Raw genomic sequence first — 21,978 nt, forward strand, 5'->3', positions numbered from 1 at the left:
CTAATTTGGGATTAAATTATTTAATGCCGCAAACCTTGTTTCAGCCGTTTCATACTTTGGTCTATCTATGGGTTGTTCACCGTACCAGATATAATCGTATAAATAGGCTACTTCTTTAAAACCAGATTGCAACTTTTGCTGTTTGATTTCATTTTGATAATCGGTATTGGTCTTATCAAAATGCCATTCAATAATGTCGTTTTGAGATAATTTTTTTAGAATTTTTAGAAAATGATATCTAACCGCCAATCTATAGTCCTTTTCATTTATAGCCGCTGCAAGTAATGTATCTAAGTCTAAACTTTCTATATGTTGTTCTGCCAAGTCAATATCAAAAATGGTTTTTGCCTTTCTCGTGAAAATAGAGTTGAATTTTTCATTCACCAGTACTCTTACAAGCAAATAAATAACCAGACCACCCATCAAAAAGTAAACAATATACTCTAACAGTTTAAGGGCTTCAGGCGAAAGGTTTATTCCAAAAATATCACTTAAGCCTCTACCTATCCATCTTAAAAATCGGCTTAGAAGATTTTGCGATTCTCCAGTTTTAATATCATAATTAAAGTCTTCACCATTATATTTTTTATTTAAATCATCAAAACTTCGCTCATGGACAGTGGATATAGAATCTATAGTAACAATAGAATCTTTAGCTTCTTGAGAAAAAGCGAAAGCCCCGAGGAATAAAAAAATAAAGAGGGTGGTATGAATTTTCACTATTCGCTTTTTCCGATTTGTTCTATTTTACTTCTGGTATTGATATTATATGTTTTTTCATGAAGGGAATAATAGAGTATTCCGTTTACAAATTGCGAAAGACACTGCCCATAAACCGCAATAATTAAAAATAGACAGGTACCCAAAGTATAAATAACCGTTGAAACCACCGATGTCGAGTAATCGACATTATTTTCTACAACATGAAAGGTATAAACCCCTATTAAAACTCCCGGAATAATAAGAGTAATCATCATTAGAATCCCTATCAGCAAACCGAGAATAAAATTTACCCCTACGGATTTCCAAAAATTCTTGGTGACTAAATTCCATCCCTCTCCCAATCCATCTGTCACTCCTTTTTTGTTTTGCAGCATATCATAAAATGAAACTCCTAACCAAGATGTTAAAAAGAACTGAAGAATATACTGAACAAAAAGACCAACTATTGGTATGAACGCAAATATGATGGAAACTATAAAAAACACAAACCAAATGGGAATCATTAGTAATATGAATACTAGAATATTACCGAACTGACTTTTGGTATAAGCCCAAACTTCTTTTTTATCAAACTCATTGTTTTCGGTACTTTCATATTTTATCATGTAACTACTGGCAAGCGCATAGTTCAAGACCAATACCATGATAAAAATGACAAAAAATAAGATTCCTCCGGCGGCCAAGTAAATCATATATTTTTCTTCCAACTGGGCACCAGTGGTAAAATTGTTAGGGGCAGATTCATATGCAATTAGACCAATAAAGCCAGACACCAACAAGTAACTGGCAATTAATAGACCTACTAAAAAAATACCATTATAGCTCAGAAAAACATTGGTAAACTTTTTAATGTTCTGCTTAAAAAAATCAAAGTATGTCGTAATAATATCCCCAAAGTCACGATTTACGCGAAGCGGAATGTAATTGTCTGCCATGTATTTTGTTTAGTAATATGGGGTATAGCCCATAGTAAAAGAGTATTAATAGAAGTGAGGCACCAATAATCAAAAAAGCAAGCCAATTGGGCATTTCTGTATATCGGGTAATAAAGCCCTCAATAAAACCGGCCACAATGAAAAATGGTATGGTGCTTACAACGACTTTTAGTCCGTCTTTGGCACCTTTCATAAAAGAAACTCGCCTAGAATATGTTTTTGGGAATAAAATACTATTACCCATAATAAGGCCAGCGCAACCGGCAACAATAATAACAGATATTTCAATAGTGCCGTGCAACCAAATTTGTTTATTGGCTTCAAAAAACACACCTTTCGTATAAAAAAAGGTGATAAAGGCCCCAAGCATTACACCATTGCTAAATAAGATATAGGCAGTTCCGATACTTGTGATTACACCAAAAGCAAAGGCCAGAAAGGCAACGCGAATATTGTTAATGGTTATTCCTAAAAAAGTACCGATTTCGCTTCCCCCTTTGTAGATTGCAGTGGGGTCACCATTTGCTATGTTGTTCAGCGTTTCGTTGACATAGGCGTCTCCTAAAATTAGACGCAGAAAAGTAGCATCGTTCAAAGCAGAAATACAACCAATAGTAGATGCAACCAAAAAAATGAGAAAGGCCACACCTAAGGTTTTTTGATATTGCTTAAAAAACATGGGAAACTCGGTCACCCAAAAATCAAGTATGCGGTTACCACTCTCTTTTTTGTTTTTGTAAATTTTTTGGTGCGCTTGAGAAGCTAAAGCGTTTAAATACAATAAAGTTTTGCTTTCTTCGTAATAGGTTTGGGCATATGCCAAATCGTTTGTTAGTTGAATGTACCCATCGGCCAGTTCGTCAGGGTCGGTATTTGAGCTAAGATTGATAGCCTTTTCAAATGCTATCCATTTTTCCTTATTTTGCTTCACAAAAGCGGCTTCGCGCATAAATTGTATTTACCTAGATAAATTTAATACTTAATGAGTAACCTTCAAATCAATACAACGCAAAATGTTAATCTTAATTATAAAATTGTAAGTATTGGCGAACGCATTGTTGCTTTTTTTATTGATGCCTTTATTTTATACCTGTACGCGGTACTTGTAGATTTTATTGGAGATGCTATCGGGTATATTTATGAGGATAAATGGACCCAACGAGGTTTGGTAGCTTTAATATTTTTACCGGCAATGTTCTATAGTCTTATTATGCACAGTATTTTTAATGGACGTACGGTGGGTAAGATGTTACTGAAAATGCGCGTAGTGAAGTTTGATGGTAGCCCAGTGCATTGGAGTAATTATTTGGTACGTTGGATGCTACGTTTGGTCGATATTTGGATTTTTATTGGCTCTATAGGTTTACTTACTATTCTTTTCTCTGAAAAAAGACAACGTTTGGGTGATGCTGCCGCTGGCACAGTGGTAATAAGTACAAAGAACAAAACAAAAGTTTCGCACACTATTTTAGAGGAGGTTGAAGAAGCCTACCAGCCTAAATTTACCAATGTGATCTTGTTGACCGATAAAGATGTAAGACTTATAAAGGAGACCTATCGCATAGCCCGTAAAAGCAACGATTTTAAAACAATGACAGCCTTGCGTGTAAAAGTCGATAGTATTCTGCAAACTAAATCTGAACTTTACGACATACAGTATTTAGACACCGTTCTTAAAGACTATAACTATTATACCCAAAAATTATAGCTCATGTTCTATATCGCCATAGATATTTTGGGTACTATAGCCTTCGCCATTTCTGGGGTTTTGGTGGCTATGGAAAAGAGGCTTGATTTGTTCGGGGTCGTTATCATCGCCTTTGTGACTTCTATTGGTGGTGGTACGTTGCGCGATTTGTTAATCGGGAATACTCCAGTTGTTTGGATGCGAGATTCTACCTACGTGATTACCATTCTAGTTTCTGCAATACTGGCCATATTGTTTGTAAAACAGCTTAAATACTTCAGAAAATCGTTGTTTTTGTTCGATACCATTGGTCTAGGGCTTTTTACGTTGGTGGGGGTTGAAAAAGGTTTAGAGGCTGGTTTATTACCTGTTATGTGTATCGCTTTGGGTACTATTACCGCTAGTTTTGGTGGTGTAATTAGAGATATTCTATGTAATGAAATACCGGTAATTTTCAGAAAGGAGATTTATGCGACACCATGTATTTTGGGTGCTTTAAGTTTTTTCCTTTTAGAGCAACTGCCTATTGTTGATGCTTATGCTTTTGCCGGAGGAATTTTAGTGGTTATTGGGCTGCGCTTATTGGCCGTAAAGTTTGACATACGTTTGCCAAATATCTATAGAAAATAGATCAAAGCACCTCAGCTTTTAAAATATAGATATTTTGCATTGGCCAATCGCCGTCATCGACGTCTACATTGTTTATTTTATCCACAACGTTCATTCCTTCAATAACTCTCCCAAAGGGGGTATAGCTACCATCTAAATGGTACGACCCTGGTTTGGTCACAACGATAAAGAATTCGTAGGGAGAAGCCAACTTATGCGGATTATCAATTTCTCCACTGGGCATTGAAATTACCCCTCTATGATGCTTATGACCTTTTTTTGCATCCGGGGGGAGTAAATACCTGCCTATTTTTCTTCTTTTTTTGCTAGTTTCCCGTGTATCTGAGTTACCTCCTTGAATTATAAAGTTTTTTACCACTCTGTGGAACATGGTATTGTCAAAATAACCTTGTCGGGTCAGGTATATGAAGTTGGCCCTATGGTAAGGCACATTGTCGAACAATTCTATCGTAAAACTACCCATACTAGTGGTTAGCTTTACTTTATTTTTTTTCAATGTTTTTTCGTAGTCAAAGAAAAAATTAATAGCATTTTCTTCACTTAATAAAAAGGGTTCAATAGTTTTTTCTTCCTTTTCTACTACAGAAATCAAAGAGTCATTTGATGTTTTTTCTACCTTATCAACAGGTGTGGACTGTCTTTTTTCTTTACTGTCGTTACAGCTGGCAAAAAATAATAATAGTATAATTGCACTAAAAGCGATACTCCTATTAAACATGAATTTTACTGATTTTTACAAACGGGTTACTAAAATAAAAAATCTGGATTTGCCCGGCGAAGAATCTCATTTTAAAATGGAGCCAGAGATAAGAAAAGAGTGGAGAGATCCAAAAAAAATTGCTGAACGAAATCCTAAAAGAGCTGCTGTCATGGCTTTGTTTTACCCTGATAAGGCCAATGCGACACAACTCTTACTTATTTTAAGAAAAACCTACAAGGGGGTTCACTCCAATCAAATAGGGTTTCCTGGTGGAAAGGTTGAGCCCCAAGACTCGAATCTAAAAGTAACAGCACTTCGGGAAACGGAAGAAGAAGTAGGCGTTTCTCCAAAGCGTATTGAGGTTTTGAAAGAGCTGACCGAACTTTATATTCCTCCCAGTAATTTTATGGTGCAACCCTATTTAGGTATTTATGCCGATCCGAAACCTTTTAAAATTCAAGAGACCGAGGTGGAGGAGATTGTTGAGGTCCAGCTATCAGATTTTATGAATGAGGATAATTTAATATCACAAAACTTGACAACTTCATATGCCACGAATATGAAAGTACCCGCCTTTAAGTTAAATGGTTACGTGGTTTGGGGTGCAACTGCGATGATGTTAAGTGAAATCAAAGTACTTCTTAAACAAGTGCTTTAGACTCTATTTTGTATTTTAGCCTATTCAAACCAACTTATGGGAATTTTTAAAAAAAATCCTTTTGGCCATATTTTATTCTTAAAAAAATGGCTTATCCGCATTTTGGGGGTAATGACGCATTCAAGATATAAAGGTTTTAATACTTTGGATATTGAAGGCTCTGAAGTTATTCGAAATTTACCGGATAAAAATGTGCTGTTTGTAAGTAATCATCAAACTTATTTTGCCGATGTAGTTGCCATGTTTCATGTTTTTAATGCGAGTTTAAAGGGTCGGGATGACAATATTAAAAATGTTGGGTATTTGTGGAATCCGAAATTGAATTTTTATTACGTAGCTGCTAAGGAAACCATGGGTAAAAGCCTTTTAACTAAAATTCTTGCCTATGCCGGTTCGATAAGCATTGAACGTACTTGGCGTGCCGATGGTCAAGATGTTCAAAGACAAGTTAAAATGAGCGATATTTCAAGTATAGGTATTGCTTTGGAAGACGGATGGGTAGTAACTTTTCCGCAGGGAACAACAAAACCTTGGAAACCATTACGAAAAGGTACGGCTCATATTATAAAAAGGTATAAACCTATTGTAGTGCCTGTAGTTATTGACGGATTTAGAAGGTCTTTCGACAAAAAAGGATTATATATTAAAAAGAAGGGCATTCTTCAATCGATGCAGATCAAAGAACCTCTGGATATTGATTACGATAATGAGTCGGTCGAACAAATAATTGAGAAATTAGAGTATGCAATAGAGCAGCATCCGTCTTTTCTCCACGTAATTCCGGAGTCGGAGCTAGCCGCTTACGAAGCAGATCACGAAAAAAGACGATACAGTCACAAGTCTTAAACTTCTAATTTTTTTAGTTCACTGTAGTTTGCGTTTAGCTTTTTAAGTAGAATTCCGTAGATAAGTCGGTAAAAAAGCCAGAGAAGCGTACAAAAGATTAGTATCGTTACAACAGTGATTCCGGCAATTGCGGTCCAAATAAGTATTTTACTGTCCGCCGCTGCAATTTTTTCAGTTAGCCCAAGGTCGACTGGGTCATAGATAATAATTTCAGTTGTTAAAAGTATAAATGATACGGCAAAAAGAATTACATTAAACCAAACATATTGCATTACAATTTTTCTGGTACTAATTATTTTCTTCATTAAAGCTTTTGCGGAATCAGTGGCACTGATTTTTTTATAATTCTGATAGAATTTGAAGATAAAAAATAGGATTGCTCCAAAACTGATTATGTTTAGAATAAGTTCTGTATTGTTAAATATTTCTGAGTTTTCACCTTCAAATTTTTCATAACTAAAAGGAATAAATAGCATTGCTATCCAAAATACGAATTCAGCAATACTTATATAAAATATCCACTTCACGATAGAAGACGACTTTTTCCAAATCATCTTATAGATTTCATCGAATGACAATTTTGGAAGATGCTCTTCCTTCTTTTGCCAATCTTTTTTCAAGAGTTCCAATTCGTCCATCATCATACTTACGGATTTAAGATGGTCCTTAGTTTATTTTTTATACGATTCATTTTTACTCTAGCATTTACTTCGGTAATACCTAAGGTTGCAGCTATTTCAGAATAGTCTTTATCTTCCAAATACAGAAATACAAGTGCTTTATCAATGTCTCCCAATTGTTTGACCGCATCATAAATCAATTTCAATTGTTTCTCTTCAGTATCATCATATTCGTCGGTCTTAATCTTATAAATTACACTATCAAAATCTTGGGTTTTAATCCGTCTTTTAGATTTTCGATAAAGTGTAATAGCAGTGTTCAGGGCAACACGATACATCCAAGTGCTGAATTTTGCCTCTCCACGAAATTTTGGATATGCTTTCCATAATTGAATAGTTATTTCTTGAAACAGGTCATTGTGAGCATCCCTATCATTGGTATAAAGGCTACAGACCTTGTGAACAATATTTTGATTGCTCTCAAGTTCAGTCACAAATTTGTGCTCTAATTCTTTATTCACAGATGGTTGGTAGGTCGTTTTAATGTTAGTAGCTTAAGATGCTTTTTTGTTACAACCTATTTTCTATAATCTAAAGCTGGTGCTCTATCACCTAACAATGGCTTGTAAATAAAACCTTTACCTCTTCGTTCTTCAAATTCAGTAGTTGCTTTTTTGATGAGGTCTTGATTACTAAACAAGTCAATTGCCGTTGCTGTAAGGGTTTTTGCCGCAACCATCATGCCCTTGTTACCGATTGAAGTTCCACCAGCAGCAACGGCTTGCCAGCTATGCGCAGGAGTTCCGGGTACCCATGTTGCCGTACCGAAACCTACCGTAGGTACCACAAAGCTGACATCGCCTACATCTGTAGAGCCATAAGCTCTTGCCGTTTCCTTATAGGGTTGAACCTCTAAGGCACGTTTCTCGTTCAACTCATCTTGACCAAGACTTATAGCTATTTTGTTACCAAATTCCTTTTCTTGTTCGGTATAGTTGAAACCTCCTATTTTGGTAAGGTTCGTATGTACAAGTTTCTGAAGTGTCAAATTCGGCAACAATTCGTGAACGCCATTAACAATTTCATATTTCATGGTAGTTTCAGTACCCAAAGCTGCGCCTTCTGCAGCCTTTACTATGCGCTCAAAAATACCTCTTACAACATCTCTTCTATTGTGTCTAGCATAGTAATAAACTTCTGCAAAATCAGGAACTACGTTTGGCGCCTTTCCTCCATCGGTAATTACATAATGTATTCTAGCCTCTTGTGGAATGTGCTCACGCATCATATTCACCATAACATTCATGGCTTCAACAGCGTCTAAAGAAGAGCGACCCATTTCAGGCGCGCCTGCTGCATGCGCCGAAACCCCATAGAACCTAAATTTAGCCGAAATGTTTGCCAATGCCGCTGCGGCACTTGCTGCATTTTGCGAACTTGGATGCCAGTGAAGGGCAACATCAACATCGTCGAACAAACCTTCTCTTGACATATAGACTTTGGCACCGCCGCCTTCTTCTGCCGGACAACCGTAGAAGCGTATAGTTCCGGATTGTTTGTTAGCTTTCATCCAATCTTTCACTGCAATAGCTGCTGCTGAAGAGGCAGTGCCAAATAGGTGATGACCACATGCATGCCCAGCGACCTTGCCTGCTGATTTTTTTTCAGGAATGGCCTGTTGAGACAGCCCGGGTAGGGCATCAAACTCTCCCAAGATTGCAATTACCGGATACCCGGAACCATATTCAGCGACAAAAGCAGTAGGTATTTCAGCTATTCCGGTACTTATTTTAAAACCCTCTTCCTTAAGCGTGGTTTGCAAGAGCGAAGAGCTTTTGGTTTCTTGATAGCCCATTTCGGCGTAACCCCAAATCTCTTGGGCTATTTCGCCATATTTTTCGCTTTTGGCATCAAGAGCGCTGAGTGCTGTTTCTTTTGTTTTTTGTGCAAAGGCTAAATTGAAAATTGATAAGGAAACTATTAGAAGTTTAATTTTCATGGTATGGATTGGTTTAATCTTATGATAAATATACTAAAATGCTTCTCGGAAAATTAACGGATACCTATGGCTTATTTGTAAATTTGTTGTTCAATCGATTCTATGAATATACCACAATCAAGTTTTCCAAGAATTGTCATTATAGGTGGTGGTTTTGGGGGTATTTCTTTAGCAAAAAAGTTACGTAATAAAGAATTTCAGGTGGTGCTTTTAGATAAGCACAACTACCATACTTTTCAGCCCTTATTATATCAGGTTTCTACTGGTGGATTGGAGCCAGACTCCATAGCCTATCCGATTAGAAAGGTAATTCACGATTTTCCAAATACCTATTTTAGGTTAGCAGAAGTTTTGGCCATAGATACCGATACCAATTTGGTGAAAACAAATATTGGTGCTTTAAAATTTGACTATCTAGTAGTAGCAACGGGTTCTACAACCAATTTTTTTGGTAACAAAGCAATTGAAGCGAACAGCATGTCTATGAAATCTATTCCGGAATCATTGAACTTACGAAGCTTAATTTTAGAAAATTTTGAGCAGGCTTTGTTGACAGATGATTTGCATGAGCGTGAAGCACTTATGAATTTTGTTATTGTAGGTGGGGGACCAACAGGAGTCGAATTGGCTGGTGCACTTGCAGAAATAAAAAAGGGAATACTGCCAAAAGACTACCCCGATTTGGATACCAGAAGGGCACAAATTAATCTTGTGCAGGGAGGCGATAGAATTTTACCGGCCATGAGCGAGATTGCGTCGAAAAAAGCAGAACAGTTTTTAGAAAGCCTAGGGGTAAATGTTTGGAAAAATGTTCGGGTCAACGATTATGATGGCATGGTCGCCACTACAAATACTGATACCGTTTTTAGAACGGCTACTTTAGTCTGGGCGGCAGGAGTACAGGCGGTATCTGTGAATGGATTGGATGCAAAAGAGTTGTTATGCCGTGGAAACCGCTTAAAGGTTGATGAGTTTCATAAAGTGACAGGTTTCGAGCATGTTTTTGCTTTGGGCGATGTTGCTCAAATGGAATCTGAATTATACCCTCACGGGCATCCCATGATGGCGCAACCTGCCATTCAACAAGGTGAAAATTTAGGTAAGAACCTGATTAGAATGTCTGAAGATAAATCTTTAATACCTTTTAAATATAATGATAAAGGAAGTATGGCCACCGTAGGTAGAAATAAGGCCGTAGCGGACCTTCCAAAATTTAAATCGCAAGGTATATTCGCTTGGTTTATATGGATGTTCGTTCACCTCTATTTCCTAATTGGTTTTAGAAATAGGGTAGTGGTTTTTATCAATTGGGTATATAATTATATCAAATTTGATAGGGAAGCTCGATTAATCATTCGTCCTTTCAAAAAGAAATATCAGGTTAATTCATAAACACAAGCTTGATAAGGCTTTAAATGAAAGTTTGGTATTGATTGCGATTTTAGCGTCGTATCATTTGAAATAAGTAGTTCGGCATTTTTGAAAGAAACTTCGTCAATATCTACGGTGGTTTTGTTTTCCGAAAAACTTAGTAAGATTAGATATTTTTCTGATTCAAAAATTCTGGTGTAGGCATAAACTTCTTCATTATCTTCTAATAGTAACTCGTAATCACCATAAACAAGACCAAGATGGTGTTTTCTAAGTAGCACCATTTTTTTGAAATAGTTCAAAACAGAATGGCTATCATTTTCTTGTGCCGCAACGTTGATACCGGTTTTATAATTTGAATTCACCTTTATCCAAGGTTTAGATTCGGTAAAACCAGAATACGTACTGCTATCCCATTGCATCGGTGTTCTCGCATTATCACGTGCAGCTTCTTTTTCGTTCTCAATAAAGTCATCTAGACTTATATCACTCTGTTTTAAAAGTTCATATCGGTTAAGCGTATTAATATCTTTATAATCTTCTATAGTGTCAAAACGAACGTTGGTCATACCTATTTCATCCCCAAAATAGAAATAGGGTGTACCTCTCATTGTCAATAGAAAGGTATGGAGCATTGTTGATGCATTACGCCAGTGCTCGGGCGAATCATTGCCCCATCTGCTTACGCTCCGCGGAAAATCATGATTGCTTAAAAACATGCTTCCCCATCCTCTTTTGGCAAAAACCTTATCCCAGTCAGAGTGAACTTTTTTGAACTCGGTAAGTTTCCATTTATCGTTTCTCATCCAAAAAACTTCATCACCATCCCTATCCAAAGACATTAAATCAAAATGAAAGAACATATTTAGTTCTTCACGTTCTTCATCCACAAAATCCAATGCCTTATCTAATGTAATCCCAGGAGCTTCCCCAACGGTCATTACATCATATTTCGATAATATCTCCTGGTTCATTTCATGCAGATATTCATGTAATCTTGGCCCTTCTGAATAGTAAGAGACATAATTTCCCTTATATTTCTCTGGTAGCTCGGGGTAAGTAGTGTCTTTCGAAATAAACGGTATGACGTCCATGCGAAAACCATCTACACCTTTATCAAACCAAAAGCGAATAATATTATAAATTTCTTTTCGTACTTCAGGATTTTCCCATTTTAAATCGGGTTGTTTTACCGAAAAATAATGTAGATAATACGAATCAGTCAATTTATCATATTTCCAAGCATTACCGTCTACATCAAAATAGCTCCATCTTTTAGGTGGTGTGCCTTTTTCCGCTGGCCACCAATGGTAATAATCTCGATATTTATTGTCTCTTGATTTTCGGGACTCTTGAAACCAAAAATGCTCATCACTTGTATGGTTGGCCACCAAGTCCATAATCAGTTTCAGACCTCTAGACTTCATGCCGGATAAGAGTGCGTCAAAATCTTTCATGGTACCAAATTCGGCCATAATGGTGCGATAGTCACTTATGTCATAGCCATTGTCATCATTAGGTGATTGGTAAACAGGGCAGAGCCAAATAATGTCTACTCCAAGACTTTTAATATAGTCCAGTCTTTTGGTAATACCGTTTAAATCACCAACACCATTTCCGGTAGTGTCTTGAAAGCTTCTCGGGTATATTTGGTAGACCACGCCTTCTTTCCACCATTGTCTTTTAAGTTCTGACATCTTGAGATTTTTAAGTTTCAAATATATTACTTTAAGCTTTGTTAGAGTAAATAAATTGGGAAGGGAATGGCGTTAATTTTTAGCCAATAGGTAGATGTGTTAAAGAAGATATTATTAATTTGAAGTAGATGAGAAAGACTTTGTTGCTATTACTTTTTATGCATACGGCAAATTTCATGTTTGCTCAGAAAGAAACGTCTACCTTAGATATCGGAGGTTTTTCTTATCCTACTTTATAGTAATGGTGAACGCTACTCGAATTTTTCGGTTACACATTTGATAAATACTAATTTAGAGGTAGAGATTAGAGGTTTTTATCAAAGAAATGTTTTGGGAGAGCGCTTTAGAGCTCCTCTTCTTTTAAAGAAGTACCTCTCTGACGAGAAAACTTATTTGATAGGAGGTGCCCAGGCCGAATGGGAGTTTGTGCCTGGAGGGATAAAGCCACCTAGGGTTGATATTATAATGGGTGCTGGGCATCAATTCAACGAAAATCTTTCTATTGAAGGTATTTTTCAGCTTCCTGTTATGAATTCTTCAAGTGTAAATCCTTTAGGTTCAGAGAAACCTGGAACTAGTTTTTTAAACCTTGGTTCAAAATTTAGGTTTTAAAATTTTATTTTCTGGGATGAAACTCATTTAAAACTTTGGCTAGGTGTGTGCGATTAACGTGCATGTAAACTTCTGTAGTTGTAATACTTTCATGACCCAGCATTTGCTGTATTGCGCGCAAGTCTGCACCATTTTCTAAAAGATGCGTGGCAAATGAATGTCTAAAGGTGTGCGGGCTGATGTTCTTATCTAGTCCAATCTCAGAAGCAAGTCGTTTTATAATGGTAAAAATCATTGCTCGGGTCAATTGCTTTCCTCTTCTGTTCAAGAATACAAAGTCTTCATGACCTACTTCGATTTTTTGATGCACTCGAACTTCATTTCTATACAGGTTGATGTATTTTTTATTGAGTTTACTAATAGGTACAAAGCGCTGTTTATCTCCTTTTCCTGTTATCTTTACGAAATCTTCTTCAAAATAGAGATCAGACAGTCTTAGGTTGGTTAATTCTGATACTCTAAGCCCACAACCGTACAAGGTTTCAAGAATGGCCCTATTCCGCTCACCTTCAGGTTTTGAAAGGTCAATGGCACGAATTAATTGATTAATTTCTTCGGTAGAGAGGGTATCTGGTAGTTTTCTTCCAATTTTAGGAGACTCGATTAAATCCATAGGGTTTTCTGCACGGAAGTCTTCAAAAATCAAGTAATTAAAAAAACCTTTTAGACCAGAAACAATACGCGCTTGCGATCTAGGATTTACCAATTTTGCGATTTCATAAACAAACTGCTGTATGGTTTCTTTTGAGATTGATATTGGACTTTCGGTGATTTTAGACTGTTCTAAAAAATCAATAAGTTTAGCTACATCTAAAGTGTAATTTTTAATGGAATTTTCTGATAAACCTCGTTCTATTTTCAAGTAGTGTTTATAGTCTTGTAAGGCTTGACTCCATTTCATTCAGTAAAGATACATTAGAATGTAAAAACATTTCTCCTTCACAAAGTCCTGTTTTTACAACTGATTTAAAGCAGATTACAACTTTAATTATCTAGGCTTGTAAAAGGTGATAAGTTTGCAATCACAAATAACCAAACCATTTTATTATGAAAATTTTTGTAGCAACTATTATTTTTTTAATCACCTCTTTAAGCATTCATGCGCAAGTAGATCGTACGAATTTTAGGGCTGGTTTAAACGCAGGTATTATTACCGGTGACGTGTCCGACTTTTATAGCTTCAGTTTAGGTGTAGACCTTCTATATGTATGGGGGCTCTCAAAAGAAATCGATTTGGGCTTAGCCACAGGATTTAATAATGCTTTTGGCGAAGATGAAACTATATCTGATGGCGGAATAACAATCAGCACAGAATTTGCCAATTTACAATACATTCCGGCTGCCGCTGCTTTAAGGGTATACCCTTCTTATGGCTTTAAATTGGGTGGCGATATTGGTTATGCTATTGGCGTTAGCGATGGTTTTGAAGGGGGGCTTTATTACAAGCCAATGATAGGCGTAGATATTAATCGAACAACAGAGCTAAACGTTTCATATGCTGCAATTAGTAACGAAGGTACTTTTGCTACGGTGGTGGTAGGGGTATTATTTTTGTTCTAATAGTTATTAATTCAAACGAACTATTTTTTTATCGATACTGATATTTCTGCAGTAGTCCTAATAATTATCTTATTGGCTATAAATTTCAATGAAGTCAAAACGACTCCGTAACATTTTTGTGTTTTTTGATTGAAATAAGTTTGCTTTCTTTTATTTTTGAAATAGTATTCTTACAATCAAACATGAACACTTAAACTAGAAATTATGAGAAAAACAGTTATTATTTGCATGACCTTTTTCGCTTTTGCATTTACGTCATCTTTTGGCCAAACAAGCTATACGGCCGCTGTAGGTCTTGGCCTTGACTTAGGAGATGGGTTTACTTTTGTTGGGCCAAGCGGAAAGTACTTTTTTAGCGAAAATCATGTTGGTCAGTTTGACCTAGGTTTTGAAGACAGTGTGACTTCACTAACCTTTTTATATTCGTATCATGGCCAGTTTACTGGTGCCGATGGATTACAGTGGTTTGCGGGTATAGGCCCAAGTATTTGGCTTATTAAAGACTTTGATACTCAAATTTTATTAAGACCACATGCAGGACTTGATTTTAAAATTCCTGACGTTCCTTTGGCTTTTTCAGCTAGTTGGAGACCAGGTCTTGGTTTGAGCGAAGGTTTTGAAGGAGATCGTTTTGAAGCCGGTATTTTTGCCTTAGGCTTTAGATACGCCTTTGATTAAATAGTTTTTTATTATATCGTATTGAAACGGAAGCGTATAAGCTTCCGTTTTTTTATGCCCTTAAATTATTATTACTTTTACTTTATGAAGCTTATAATAATAAATGGGCCCAACTTAAATCTTTTGGGCAAGCGTGAACCCGAGGTTTACGGAAAAGAGACCTTTGAAGATTACTTTACGAAGCTGCAGTTTAAATTTAAAACGCTGGAGTTAGAATATTTTCAGTCAAATATTGAGGGCGAAATTATTGATAAGCTTCAAGAAGTGGGCTTCACTTATGATGGTATTGTTCTAAATGCGGCATCTTACACCCATACCTCAGTGGGCATTGGTGATGCGGTAAAAGCAATTGAAACGCCTGTTGTCGAGGTACATATCTCCAATACATTTAAAAGAGAAGATTTTCGACATACTTCTTATATTTCTTCTGGAGCTAAAGGCGTAGTTTTAGGTTTTGGGCTACAGAGCTATGACTTGGCCATAGAGAGCTTTAAGGTTTAAGAAATAGTTCAAAAAATCTATTGGCAAGGGTTTTTACGTATATAATTGTAAACCCCACTGCTATGAAAGTTCTTAAAAACCTTTTTTTGTTCTTATCCCTTTTTATATTTTCTTGTGAGACGGAAGAATTCAATAGTAATCCAGAGGATGGAATGGAGGATTCCGAAGAAGAAATGTCAGAAGAGGAGACAATAGGGCTAATAAATGCGTTTCCCAATCTTAGTTTTACACAGCCATTAGATTTTCAATCTCCTAATGATGGTACCAATCGAATCTTTGTCGCTGAAAAAGGAGGTGCTATTCAGGTTTTTGAAAACGATGAAAGCACTACGGAAACTAATGTATTTCTTGATTTGAGAGGGACAATTTCTACATCTAGTGAGCAAGGTTTACTGGGCTTTGCCTTTCATCCAAATTTTACAAGCAATGCTTATGTTTATGCCTGCTATACACCCTCAGAAGGACTCTCCGTAATTTCTAGATTTACTGTTTCGACTACAAATCAGAATAGTGTTGATTTGGCCAGTGAGCTTGTTATCATCGAAATCCCACAGCCTGCAACAAATCATAATGGTGGTCAAATAGCTTTTGGTTCTGATGGTTACTTGTATATTGCAATGGGTGATGGAGGTGGAAGTGGTGACCCCGATGGAAATGCCCAAAACAGAACAAATCTATTAGGGAATATTCTTCGAATAGATGTTGATAATCAAGAAGGAGGCTTGAACTATGCTATACCTTCTGATAATCCTTTTGTTGATGATACTGCCTCAAGAGATGAAATCTTTGCCTATGGATTTCGTAATCCGTGGCGAATGAGTTTCGATACAACCACTGGTAAATTATGGACTGGCGATGTTGGCCAAAACGAAATAGAGGAAATTGATGTTGTCGAGCCAGGCGGTAATTACGGCTGGAAACTGTTCGAAGGTACTTCTTGTTTTTCAGGAGATTGTGATGACACGGGTCTGATAGCACCCATTTTTGAATACAATCAAGATAATGGTGACAGGTCAATTACCGGAGGCTATGTCTACAGAGGTGATGACATCACTACATTACAAGGTAAATATGTGTACGGTGATTTTGTTAGCGGTCGAATATGGGTTTTAGAAGAGGATGGTAGTGCAAACGAACTGCTTTTAGAATCAGGGCTTAATATTGCGTCTTTCGGAACCGATGCCAATGAGAATCTATTTATCTGTGCGTTTAATGGTACTATTTATAAGTTCGTTGTTCAAGAAAACTAATGTTCTTTCAAATATTTCTTGTCGGCATAAAAGCTTCCAAATGGGAGCAGAGAAGCAATAAAAAAGATTAGAAACCTTTTTATACTCCATTTACGTTCCCAACAAACGATACCTGCTAAAACCACAAATAGAATAAAAAGAATTCCATGTGCCATTCCAACGACCTTATTGGGTTCTCCGATTTCTGCCCAATATTTTAGGGGCATGGTTAAACCAAACAATAGAAGATATGATATTCCTTCTAAAATAGCCGTGGCTCTAAAAAGTGTTAGCAAAGCTTAGTTTTTATAAGTGGATAACCTCATCATAAGCAGCAGCAACAGCTTCCATAACCGCCTCACTCATGGTCGGATGCGGGTGCACAGCTTTTAAAACTTCATGGCCAGTTGTTTCAAGTTTTCTTCCCAATACTGCTTCAGCAATCATATCGGTAACTCCGGCTCCTATCATATGGCATCCCAGCCATTCTCCATATTTGGCATCAAAGATTACTTTTACGAATCCGTCTGAATTTCCAGAAGCTTTTGCTTTTCCACTTGCAGAAAAAGGAAATTTACCAACTTTGATATCATATCCTTTTTCCTTGGCCTGTTTTTCGGTCAAGCCAACAGAAGCTATTTCTGGTGAACAATAGGTACACCCTGGAATGTTGCCATAGTCCAAGGCTTCAACATGCATTCCGGCAATTTTTTCTACACAAAGAATACCCTCGGCAGAAGCTACATGGGCTAATGCTTGCCCCGGTGTAACATCACCAATAGCATAATAACCTGGAATGTTGGTTTGATAGTAATCGTTAACCAAAATTTTATCCCTATCCGTAGCAATACCGACTTCTTCAAGACCGATATTTTCGATGTTCGTTTTTATTCCAACAGCAGAAAGAACAATATCAGCTTCCAAAACTTCTTCTCCTTTTGCTGTTTTTACAGTAGCCTTAACACCATCTCCACTAGTATCTACCTTAGTTACTTCTGCAGAAGTCTTTATTTTGATTCCAGATTTTTTAAAGCTACGCTCCAACTGCTTGGACACATCTTCATCTTCAACAGGAACAATATTCGGCAAGTATTCTACCACAGTAACTTCTGTACCCATGCTGTTATAGAAATAAGCAAACTCAATACCGATAGCTCCACTACCAACAACTATTAATTTTTTAGGTTGCTTCTCTAGAGTCATTGCTTCGCGATAGCCGATAACTTTTTTCCCATCCTGTGGAAGACTGGGTAATTCACGACTTCTTGCACCAGTGGCGATGATTATATGGTTTGCACTATACTCAGTTGCATTACCATTCTCACCTTTAACAGCGACTTTTTTACCAGGTAGTACTTTTCCGTATCCGTTTAAAACTTCAATTTTGTTTTTCTTCATCAAAAATTGAACCCCTTTACTCATTCCGTCCGCTACACCTCTACTTCTGCTAACAACAGCATCAAAGTCATGCTCTACTTTCTTTACGTTAAGCCCGTAGTCTTCGGCATGCTTTAAATATTCAAATACTTGTGCAGATTTTAGTAATGCTTTGGTAGGAATACAACCCCAATTTAGGCAAACACCACCTAAGTTTTCTTTTTCAACTATAGCGGTTTTTAAACCTAATTGAGAAGCCCTAATCGCAGTTACGTAACCTCCTGGACCACTACCTAAAACAATAACATCAAAATTGCTCATTCCGTAAAGATTTTAGTTGTTAAAATGGAGGTGCAAAGATAGTGAAGAGTTGTAAATTTTAGACTATCAAACAACAGGTTTTGTATAACGTAAAACTAGAATTGAGTGATATCTCTCTAGAACTGAAGTTTATATAATCTATTCTTATTGCTTCTCGGAAGCATCAAAATCGATACTTAAAGAATTGATACAATAGCGTTGGCCCGTGGTTTCCCTAGGTCCATCATTAAAAACATGACCTAAATGACCGCCACAATTTGCACATACGGTTTCTGTTCTAACCATTCCGTGACTTGTATCCCTGATATACTCTATGGCTCCTTCTACAGCTTCGTCAAAAGAAGGCCAACCGCAGCCACTTTCAAATTTATGTTCACTTTCGAAGAGTTTTGCTTTACAGCCTTTACAATGATAATCACCATTTTCAAAGTGCAGATTTAGCGCTCCCGTATGCGGTCGCTCCGTGCCTTTTTGCCTTAAAACGTAATATTCTTCAGGAGTAAGAAGTTCTTTCCACTCTTCTTCTGATTTTTCAACGCCGTACTTTTTCATTGTGGGTCGGGTATAAAATCTAAAGCAACACCATTGATACAATGCCTCTTACCGGTAGTTTCTTTTGGGCCATCATTAAAAACGTGCCCCAAATGGCCGCCGCAAGTTGCACAATGTTCTTCTGTTCTGGCGTAGCCTATTTTGTAATCTACATCATAAGCAACATTTCCTTCTATTTCTTGGTCAAAAGAGGGCCATCCTGTACCTGACTTAAACTTATTTTCACTTCTAAACAGTGGCGTGGCACAGCCAGCACAAACATAGATTCCTTTTTCTTTGTTTTCTAACAAGTCGCTACTAAATGAATTTTCAGTGGCGGCTTTACGAAGCACATAATATTCCGCATCGGTTAGTTCAGCTTTCCATTCAGCATCTGTTTTGGTCACGGCATAAGTCTTTTTCTCGTCGCTTTTAGCAGTAAGTTTTTCCTTTTCTTCTTGAGATATTCCTTTACATCCAGAAAGGACCAAAAGAACCAGTATAGCAATATTTTTCCCCATGTTTTCTTTTTTAAATGAGACGTTCAAAAACACGTTTCCTTTCAAAATTAGCAATTAATTCAAAGAAAAAACCCTAATCATTGCTGAAAAGGGCTTTAATATAATAGCACTTGGTATTTTTAATCCAAAACGGAAGTTTCTACGGTATCTGTATTAACGTTGAGGGCACTCATCACTGCATTTAAATTCGATACATCTATATTATTGTCTTCACCAAATTCTGCAGGTACAACAGCAATTCTAAAGATTTGGTCATCAGTATCACCTGAAGGTAACGTTGTTAAGTCAAAATCAGATTCTAAAAATATATTTACATCAAAAAAAGTATGGTCATAGTTATATTGCAAAAGCCCTTGATCCAAAATCCTGGTCTGGGGTAATAAACGCCATACGTCTATAGGGTCTCCACCATTCGGGTCATCTACTTGTTCAAATAGAAGATATACCAAAACCACATCAGATTCAAAAACTTCGATGGTATCTGGAAATTCGTATGAAATGGTATAATCATTGGCCGCTGAAAAAGTCCCTTGTACTTCCACAACTTTTCCTAAAATATTTACCCCATCTTGGCCGTCAAGTCCGTTAAGACCATTTAAACCATCAAATCCTGGGGGTCCTTGAGGTCCTTCACAAGACATAAAAAAGATAACGGCTAATGAGCCTAATAAAAGTTTGATTTTTTGCATAATTTCTGATTTTGAATTGAAATGGTTATAATTTTTTTGTTTGCATTATTAGGAATCAAAAAGCGTTCCATTTTTAATTTACCCTCATAATTTCTTAATTCTATATGCTAATTAGGTATATCTTTCTTAAAGATGCTTAATATTGTAATTCACTTAATTTAATAACATGGCAGAGGTTATTACACATAGTCTTTTTACAGATTTCGATATAAATTTATTTAAGGGTGGAAAGCATTATCGGTTGTACGAAAAGTTGGGTTCTCATCTTTTAGAGATTGATGGGGTAAAAGGTACATACTTTGCTGTTTGGGCGCCTACCGCCAAAGCTGTTGCCGTTGTCGGTGATTTTAATTTTTGGAACGATCAAGAACATCAATTAAATGTTAGATGGGATTCTAGCGGAATTTGGGAAGGTTTTATTCCCGGGGTAGCCAAAGGCGCTATATATAAGTATAAAATACAATCCAATAATGACGGCATTGTTACCGAAAAAGCAGACCCATTTGCTAGATTTTGCGAACATCCGCCAAAAACTGCCTCTGTTGTTTGGGATGCCCCATACAAATGGAATGATAAGAGTTGGATGGATACCAGAGCCAATCATAATGCCTTAGATAAACCCTATTCCGTATACGAGGTACACTTAGGTTCTTGGAAAAGAAAAATGAACAATGATTTTCTTTCTTACGCAGAACTTGCTAATGAACTGGTGACCTATGTAAGTGACATGGGCTTCACGCATGTAGAATTTATGCCCATCATGGAATATCCTTATGACCCGTCTTGGGGCTATCAACTTACGGGTTATTTTGCCCCAACCGCCCGTTTCGGAAAACCGGAAGATTTTAAACTGCTAGTAGATAAACTGCACCAAGCTGGTATAGGTGTAATTCTAGATTGGGTACCATCACATTTTCCTGAAGATGCCCATGGCCTTGGTTTTTTTGATGGATCACATCTTTATGAGCACCCCGATAGAAGAAGAGGCTATCATCCTGATTGGAAAAGTTTGATTTTTAACTATGGTAGAAATGAAGTCCGGGCTTTTCTAATTAGCAATGCTATTTTTTGGTTGGATCAATATCATGTTGATGGCCTTCGTGTAGACGCCGTTGCTTCAATGCTTTATCTAGATTATTCAAGGGAAGATGGGGAGTGGGAGCCTAATATGTACGGAAATAACGAAAACCTTGAGGCAATGTCTTTTATACGGGAGATGAATCAAGAAGTTTATGCCAGTTTTGAGGGAGTACAGACCATTGCCGAAGAATCAACGGCATTCTCAGGGGTTTCTAAACCGGTACATTTTGGCGGTCTTGGTTTTGGCATGAAATGGATGATGGGTTGGATGCACGATACCCTAGAATTTTTTAAGAAAGAGCCTATCTATCGTAAGCATCATCAGAATGATATCACATTCAGTATGACCTATGCATTTACTGAAAACTTTATGCTTCCTTTTTCACATGATGAAGTGGTTTATGGCAAGCAATCTTTGGTATATCGCATGCCTGGGGATGAATGGCAACGTTTTGCTAACCTGAGATTACTTTTCGGCTATATGTTTACACATCCTGGAGCTAACCTGATTTTTATGGGCGGTGAATTTGGCCAGACATCAGAATGGAATTTTCAACAAAGCCTTGATTGGCACCTTACCGAGTACGATTTTCATTCAGGTATTCAGAATGTTATTAAAGACTTAAATACGGTTTACAAAGATTATCCTGCCTTGCATGAAAAACAATTTAGTAATGAGGGCTTTGAATGGATAGATTACGGGGACAGCGAAAATTCTGTGTTAACATATCTCCGCAAAGGGCACGATAGTAAAGATGATTTAGTAATTGTTTGCAATCTTACCCCTGTACCTCGAGAAAATTATACCATCGGGGTCTCTAAAAGCACACAGTTAAAGCAGGTCTTTAATAGTGATGATACCAAATATGGCGGTAGTGGCTTAGGTAAGAAAACCGTTAAACCTGTTAAAAAAGAAATGCACGGTAGAGCATATTCATTCAAAACCATATTGCCACCACTAAGTGTGCAGATTTTTAAGTAACAAAAGAGAACTATAACGTTATAGCTAAGGT

25 protein-coding genes are annotated in these 21,978 nt (G+C 37.0%); 11 read left to right on the top strand and 14 right to left on the bottom strand.

What is annotated here, in order from left to right:
• Genes ACZ1GR_RS15720 through ACZ1GR_RS15730 form a run of 3 tightly spaced genes read right to left on the bottom strand, consistent with a single transcriptional unit; the run spans nucleotide 1 to nucleotide 2,607 of the window.
• The gene (locus tag ACZ1GR_RS15720; RefSeq protein ID WP_472609816.1) at nucleotides 1–720 is read right to left on the bottom strand and encodes a hypothetical protein; all 720 of its coding nucleotides are present in this window, start codon (nucleotides 718–720) and stop codon (nucleotides 1–3) included.
• A complete protein-coding gene (locus ACZ1GR_RS15725) occupies nucleotides 720–1,658 on the bottom strand; it encodes a stage II sporulation protein M (protein WP_472609817.1) in 939 nt (312 codons plus the stop codon). The genes ACZ1GR_RS15720 and ACZ1GR_RS15725 overlap by 1 nt, the downstream gene beginning before the upstream one ends.
• Nucleotides 1,621–2,607, bottom strand: coding sequence for a stage II sporulation protein M (locus ACZ1GR_RS15730; RefSeq protein ID WP_472609818.1), 987 nt, complete (start codon nucleotides 2,605–2,607; stop codon nucleotides 1,621–1,623). Before ACZ1GR_RS15730 ends, ACZ1GR_RS15725 begins: the two co-directional genes overlap by 38 nt.
• Before the next feature lie 33 nt (nucleotides 2,608–2,640).
• Here ACZ1GR_RS15730 and ACZ1GR_RS15735 point away from each other — a divergent pair, with 33 nt between their 5' ends.
• Both ACZ1GR_RS15735 and ACZ1GR_RS15740 read left to right on the top strand, forming a co-directional pair.
• A complete protein-coding gene (locus tag ACZ1GR_RS15735) occupies nucleotides 2,641–3,366 on the top strand; it encodes an RDD family protein (RefSeq protein ID WP_472609819.1) in 726 nt (241 codons plus the stop codon).
• Nucleotides 3,367–3,369: 3 nt separating this feature from the next.
• Nucleotides 3,370–3,975: a trimeric intracellular cation channel family protein gene (locus ACZ1GR_RS15740; protein ID WP_472609820.1), complete on the top strand. Its 606-nt coding sequence runs from the start codon at nucleotides 3,370–3,372 to the stop codon at nucleotides 3,973–3,975.
• A 1-nt stretch (nucleotide 3,976) separates the two neighbouring features.
• On the opposite strand, the gene ACZ1GR_RS15745 is transcribed toward ACZ1GR_RS15740, so the two are convergent.
• Nucleotides 3,977–4,693 (bottom strand): peptidylprolyl isomerase, encoded by a 717-nt coding sequence (locus tag ACZ1GR_RS15745; RefSeq protein ID WP_472609821.1) that lies wholly within the window; start codon nucleotides 4,691–4,693, stop codon nucleotides 3,977–3,979.
• Between ACZ1GR_RS15745 and ACZ1GR_RS15750 the strand changes: the two genes are divergently transcribed.
• Nucleotides 4,692–5,333 (top strand): NUDIX hydrolase, encoded by a 642-nt coding sequence (locus ACZ1GR_RS15750; RefSeq protein WP_472609822.1) that lies wholly within the window; start codon nucleotides 4,692–4,694, stop codon nucleotides 5,331–5,333. The genes ACZ1GR_RS15745 and ACZ1GR_RS15750 overlap by 2 nt on opposite strands.
• A gap of 36 nt (nucleotides 5,334–5,369) precedes the next feature.
• Complete coding sequence (locus ACZ1GR_RS15755) at nucleotides 5,370–6,179, top strand: lysophospholipid acyltransferase family protein (RefSeq protein WP_472609823.1); 810 nt, start codon at nucleotides 5,370–5,372, stop codon at nucleotides 6,177–6,179.
• On the opposite strand, the gene ACZ1GR_RS15760 is transcribed toward ACZ1GR_RS15755, so the two are convergent.
• Genes ACZ1GR_RS15760 through ACZ1GR_RS15770 form a run of 3 tightly spaced genes read right to left on the bottom strand, consistent with a single transcriptional unit; the run spans nucleotide 6,176 to nucleotide 8,798 of the window.
• Nucleotides 6,176–6,817, bottom strand: a complete 642-nt coding sequence (locus tag ACZ1GR_RS15760; protein ID WP_377767813.1) for a hypothetical protein — start codon at nucleotides 6,815–6,817, stop codon at nucleotides 6,176–6,178. The two genes, ACZ1GR_RS15755 and ACZ1GR_RS15760, sit on opposite strands and share 4 nt — an antisense overlap.
• 8 nt (nucleotides 6,818–6,825) lie before the next feature.
• Nucleotides 6,826–7,320, bottom strand: a complete 495-nt coding sequence (locus ACZ1GR_RS15765) for an RNA polymerase sigma factor (RefSeq protein WP_377767787.1) — start codon at nucleotides 7,318–7,320, stop codon at nucleotides 6,826–6,828.
• A 56-nt stretch (nucleotides 7,321–7,376) separates the two neighbouring features.
• Complete coding sequence (locus tag ACZ1GR_RS15770; RefSeq protein WP_472609824.1) at nucleotides 7,377–8,798, bottom strand: amidohydrolase; 1,422 nt, start codon at nucleotides 8,796–8,798, stop codon at nucleotides 7,377–7,379.
• 102 nt (nucleotides 8,799–8,900) lie between these two features.
• Between ACZ1GR_RS15770 and ACZ1GR_RS15775 the strand changes: the two genes are divergently transcribed.
• Entirely contained in the window at nucleotides 8,901–10,190 is a 1,290-nt protein-coding gene (locus ACZ1GR_RS15775; protein ID WP_472609825.1) for an NAD(P)/FAD-dependent oxidoreductase, read from the top strand.
• Here ACZ1GR_RS15775 and ACZ1GR_RS15780 read toward each other — a convergent pair.
• On the bottom strand, nucleotides 10,175–11,866 hold the full coding sequence (locus tag ACZ1GR_RS15780; RefSeq protein ID WP_472609826.1) for a glycoside hydrolase family 13 protein: 1,692 nt from the start codon (nucleotides 11,864–11,866) through the stop codon (nucleotides 10,175–10,177). The two genes, ACZ1GR_RS15775 and ACZ1GR_RS15780, sit on opposite strands and share 16 nt — an antisense overlap.
• A 276-nt stretch (nucleotides 11,867–12,142) precedes the next feature.
• Between ACZ1GR_RS15780 and ACZ1GR_RS15785 the strand changes: the two genes are divergently transcribed.
• A complete protein-coding gene (locus ACZ1GR_RS15785; RefSeq protein WP_472609827.1) occupies nucleotides 12,143–12,478 on the top strand; it encodes a hypothetical protein in 336 nt (111 codons plus the stop codon).
• A gap of 4 nt (nucleotides 12,479–12,482) precedes the next feature.
• Here the strand turns inward: ACZ1GR_RS15785 and xerD are convergent, their stop codons facing one another.
• Nucleotides 12,483–13,379: a site-specific tyrosine recombinase XerD gene (gene xerD, locus ACZ1GR_RS15790; RefSeq protein ID WP_472609828.1), complete on the bottom strand. Its 897-nt coding sequence runs from the start codon at nucleotides 13,377–13,379 to the stop codon at nucleotides 12,483–12,485.
• Between the two features lie 146 nt (nucleotides 13,380–13,525).
• On the opposite strand from xerD, the gene ACZ1GR_RS15795 reads away from it, so the two are divergent.
• The 4 genes from ACZ1GR_RS15795 to ACZ1GR_RS15810 all read left to right on the top strand — a co-directional run bounded on the left by ACZ1GR_RS15795 (nucleotide 13,526) and on the right by ACZ1GR_RS15810 (nucleotide 16,467).
• Nucleotides 13,526–14,038, top strand: coding sequence for a hypothetical protein (locus ACZ1GR_RS15795; protein WP_472609829.1), 513 nt, complete (start codon nucleotides 13,526–13,528; stop codon nucleotides 14,036–14,038).
• Nucleotides 14,039–14,242: 204 nt separating this feature from the next.
• Nucleotides 14,243–14,716 (top strand): hypothetical protein, encoded by a 474-nt coding sequence (locus ACZ1GR_RS15800; protein ID WP_472609830.1) that lies wholly within the window; start codon nucleotides 14,243–14,245, stop codon nucleotides 14,714–14,716.
• Nucleotides 14,717–14,800: 84 nt separating this feature from the next.
• On the top strand, nucleotides 14,801–15,217 hold the full coding sequence (gene aroQ / locus ACZ1GR_RS15805) for a type II 3-dehydroquinate dehydratase (protein WP_472609831.1): 417 nt from the start codon (nucleotides 14,801–14,803) through the stop codon (nucleotides 15,215–15,217).
• Nucleotides 15,218–15,279: 62 nt separating this feature from the next.
• Nucleotides 15,280–16,467, top strand: a complete 1,188-nt coding sequence (locus ACZ1GR_RS15810; protein ID WP_472609832.1) for a PQQ-dependent sugar dehydrogenase — start codon at nucleotides 15,280–15,282, stop codon at nucleotides 16,465–16,467.
• On the opposite strand, the gene ACZ1GR_RS15815 is transcribed toward ACZ1GR_RS15810, so the two are convergent.
• The 5 genes from ACZ1GR_RS15815 to ACZ1GR_RS15835 all read right to left on the bottom strand — a co-directional run bounded on the left by ACZ1GR_RS15815 (nucleotide 16,464) and on the right by ACZ1GR_RS15835 (nucleotide 19,885).
• A complete protein-coding gene (locus ACZ1GR_RS15815) occupies nucleotides 16,464–16,742 on the bottom strand; it encodes a DUF3817 domain-containing protein (protein ID WP_472609833.1) in 279 nt (92 codons plus the stop codon). The genes ACZ1GR_RS15810 and ACZ1GR_RS15815 overlap by 4 nt on opposite strands.
• Nucleotides 16,743–16,752: 10 nt before the next feature.
• Nucleotides 16,753–18,144, bottom strand: a complete 1,392-nt coding sequence (lpdA, locus tag ACZ1GR_RS15820; protein WP_472609834.1) for a dihydrolipoyl dehydrogenase — start codon at nucleotides 18,142–18,144, stop codon at nucleotides 16,753–16,755.
• 144 nt (nucleotides 18,145–18,288) lie between these two features.
• Nucleotides 18,289–18,696 (bottom strand): peptide-methionine (R)-S-oxide reductase MsrB, encoded by a 408-nt coding sequence (gene msrB, locus ACZ1GR_RS15825; RefSeq protein WP_472609835.1) that lies wholly within the window; start codon nucleotides 18,694–18,696, stop codon nucleotides 18,289–18,291.
• Complete coding sequence (gene msrB / locus ACZ1GR_RS15830; protein WP_472609836.1) at nucleotides 18,693–19,196, bottom strand: peptide-methionine (R)-S-oxide reductase MsrB; 504 nt, start codon at nucleotides 19,194–19,196, stop codon at nucleotides 18,693–18,695. The genes msrB (ACZ1GR_RS15825) and msrB (ACZ1GR_RS15830) overlap by 4 nt, the downstream gene beginning before the upstream one ends.
• 119 nt (nucleotides 19,197–19,315) lie before the next feature.
• Nucleotides 19,316–19,885, bottom strand: coding sequence for a collagen-like triple helix repeat-containing protein (locus ACZ1GR_RS15835; RefSeq protein ID WP_472609837.1), 570 nt, complete (start codon nucleotides 19,883–19,885; stop codon nucleotides 19,316–19,318).
• A gap of 166 nt (nucleotides 19,886–20,051) precedes the next feature.
• Between ACZ1GR_RS15835 and glgB the strand changes: the two genes are divergently transcribed.
• Complete coding sequence (gene glgB / locus ACZ1GR_RS15840; RefSeq protein WP_472609838.1) at nucleotides 20,052–21,947, top strand: 1,4-alpha-glucan branching protein GlgB; 1,896 nt, start codon at nucleotides 20,052–20,054, stop codon at nucleotides 21,945–21,947.
• Nucleotides 21,948–21,978 lie beyond the last annotated feature (31 nt).

It is taken from the genome of Croceitalea sp. W27, from assembly GCF_055693185.1.

Coding starts and splice junctions, on each gene's coding strand:
- ACZ1GR_RS15775 (WP_472609825.1), top strand. CDS start 8,901: ATGAATATACCACAATCAAGTTTTCCAAGAATTGTCATTATAGGTGGT.
- ACZ1GR_RS15725 (WP_472609817.1), bottom strand. CDS start 1,658: ATGGCAGACAATTACATTCCGCTTCGCGTAAATCGTGACTTTGGGGAT.
- lpdA (WP_472609834.1), bottom strand. CDS start 18,144: ATGAGCAATTTTGATGTTATTGTTTTAGGTAGTGGTCCAGGAGGTTAC.
- ACZ1GR_RS15745 (WP_472609821.1), bottom strand. CDS start 4,693: ATGTTTAATAGGAGTATCGCTTTTAGTGCAATTATACTATTATTATTT.
- ACZ1GR_RS15740 (WP_472609820.1), top strand. CDS start 3,370: ATGTTCTATATCGCCATAGATATTTTGGGTACTATAGCCTTCGCCATT.
- ACZ1GR_RS15730 (WP_472609818.1), bottom strand. CDS start 2,607: ATGCGCGAAGCCGCTTTTGTGAAGCAAAATAAGGAAAAATGGATAGCA.
- msrB (WP_472609835.1), bottom strand. CDS start 18,696: ATGAAAAAGTACGGCGTTGAAAAATCAGAAGAAGAGTGGAAAGAACTT.
- ACZ1GR_RS15800 (WP_472609830.1), top strand. CDS start 14,243: ATGAGAAAAACAGTTATTATTTGCATGACCTTTTTCGCTTTTGCATTT.
- xerD (WP_472609828.1), bottom strand. CDS start 13,379: ATGAAATGGAGTCAAGCCTTACAAGACTATAAACACTACTTGAAAATA.
- ACZ1GR_RS15750 (WP_472609822.1), top strand. CDS start 4,692: ATGAATTTTACTGATTTTTACAAACGGGTTACTAAAATAAAAAATCTG.
- aroQ (WP_472609831.1), top strand. CDS start 14,801: ATGAAGCTTATAATAATAAATGGGCCCAACTTAAATCTTTTGGGCAAG.
- ACZ1GR_RS15770 (WP_472609824.1), bottom strand. CDS start 8,798: ATGAAAATTAAACTTCTAATAGTTTCCTTATCAATTTTCAATTTAGCC.
- ACZ1GR_RS15780 (WP_472609826.1), bottom strand. CDS start 11,866: ATGTCAGAACTTAAAAGACAATGGTGGAAAGAAGGCGTGGTCTACCAA.
- glgB (WP_472609838.1), top strand. CDS start 20,052: ATGGCAGAGGTTATTACACATAGTCTTTTTACAGATTTCGATATAAAT.
- ACZ1GR_RS15760 (WP_377767813.1), bottom strand. CDS start 6,817: ATGGACGAATTGGAACTCTTGAAAAAAGATTGGCAAAAGAAGGAAGAG.
- ACZ1GR_RS15835 (WP_472609837.1), bottom strand. CDS start 19,885: ATGCAAAAAATCAAACTTTTATTAGGCTCATTAGCCGTTATCTTTTTT.
- ACZ1GR_RS15795 (WP_472609829.1), top strand. CDS start 13,526: ATGAAAATTTTTGTAGCAACTATTATTTTTTTAATCACCTCTTTAAGC.
- ACZ1GR_RS15755 (WP_472609823.1), top strand. CDS start 5,370: ATGGGAATTTTTAAAAAAAATCCTTTTGGCCATATTTTATTCTTAAAA.
- msrB (WP_472609836.1), bottom strand. CDS start 19,196: ATGGGGAAAAATATTGCTATACTGGTTCTTTTGGTCCTTTCTGGATGT.
- ACZ1GR_RS15810 (WP_472609832.1), top strand. CDS start 15,280: ATGAAAGTTCTTAAAAACCTTTTTTTGTTCTTATCCCTTTTTATATTT.
- ACZ1GR_RS15735 (WP_472609819.1), top strand. CDS start 2,641: ATGAGTAACCTTCAAATCAATACAACGCAAAATGTTAATCTTAATTAT.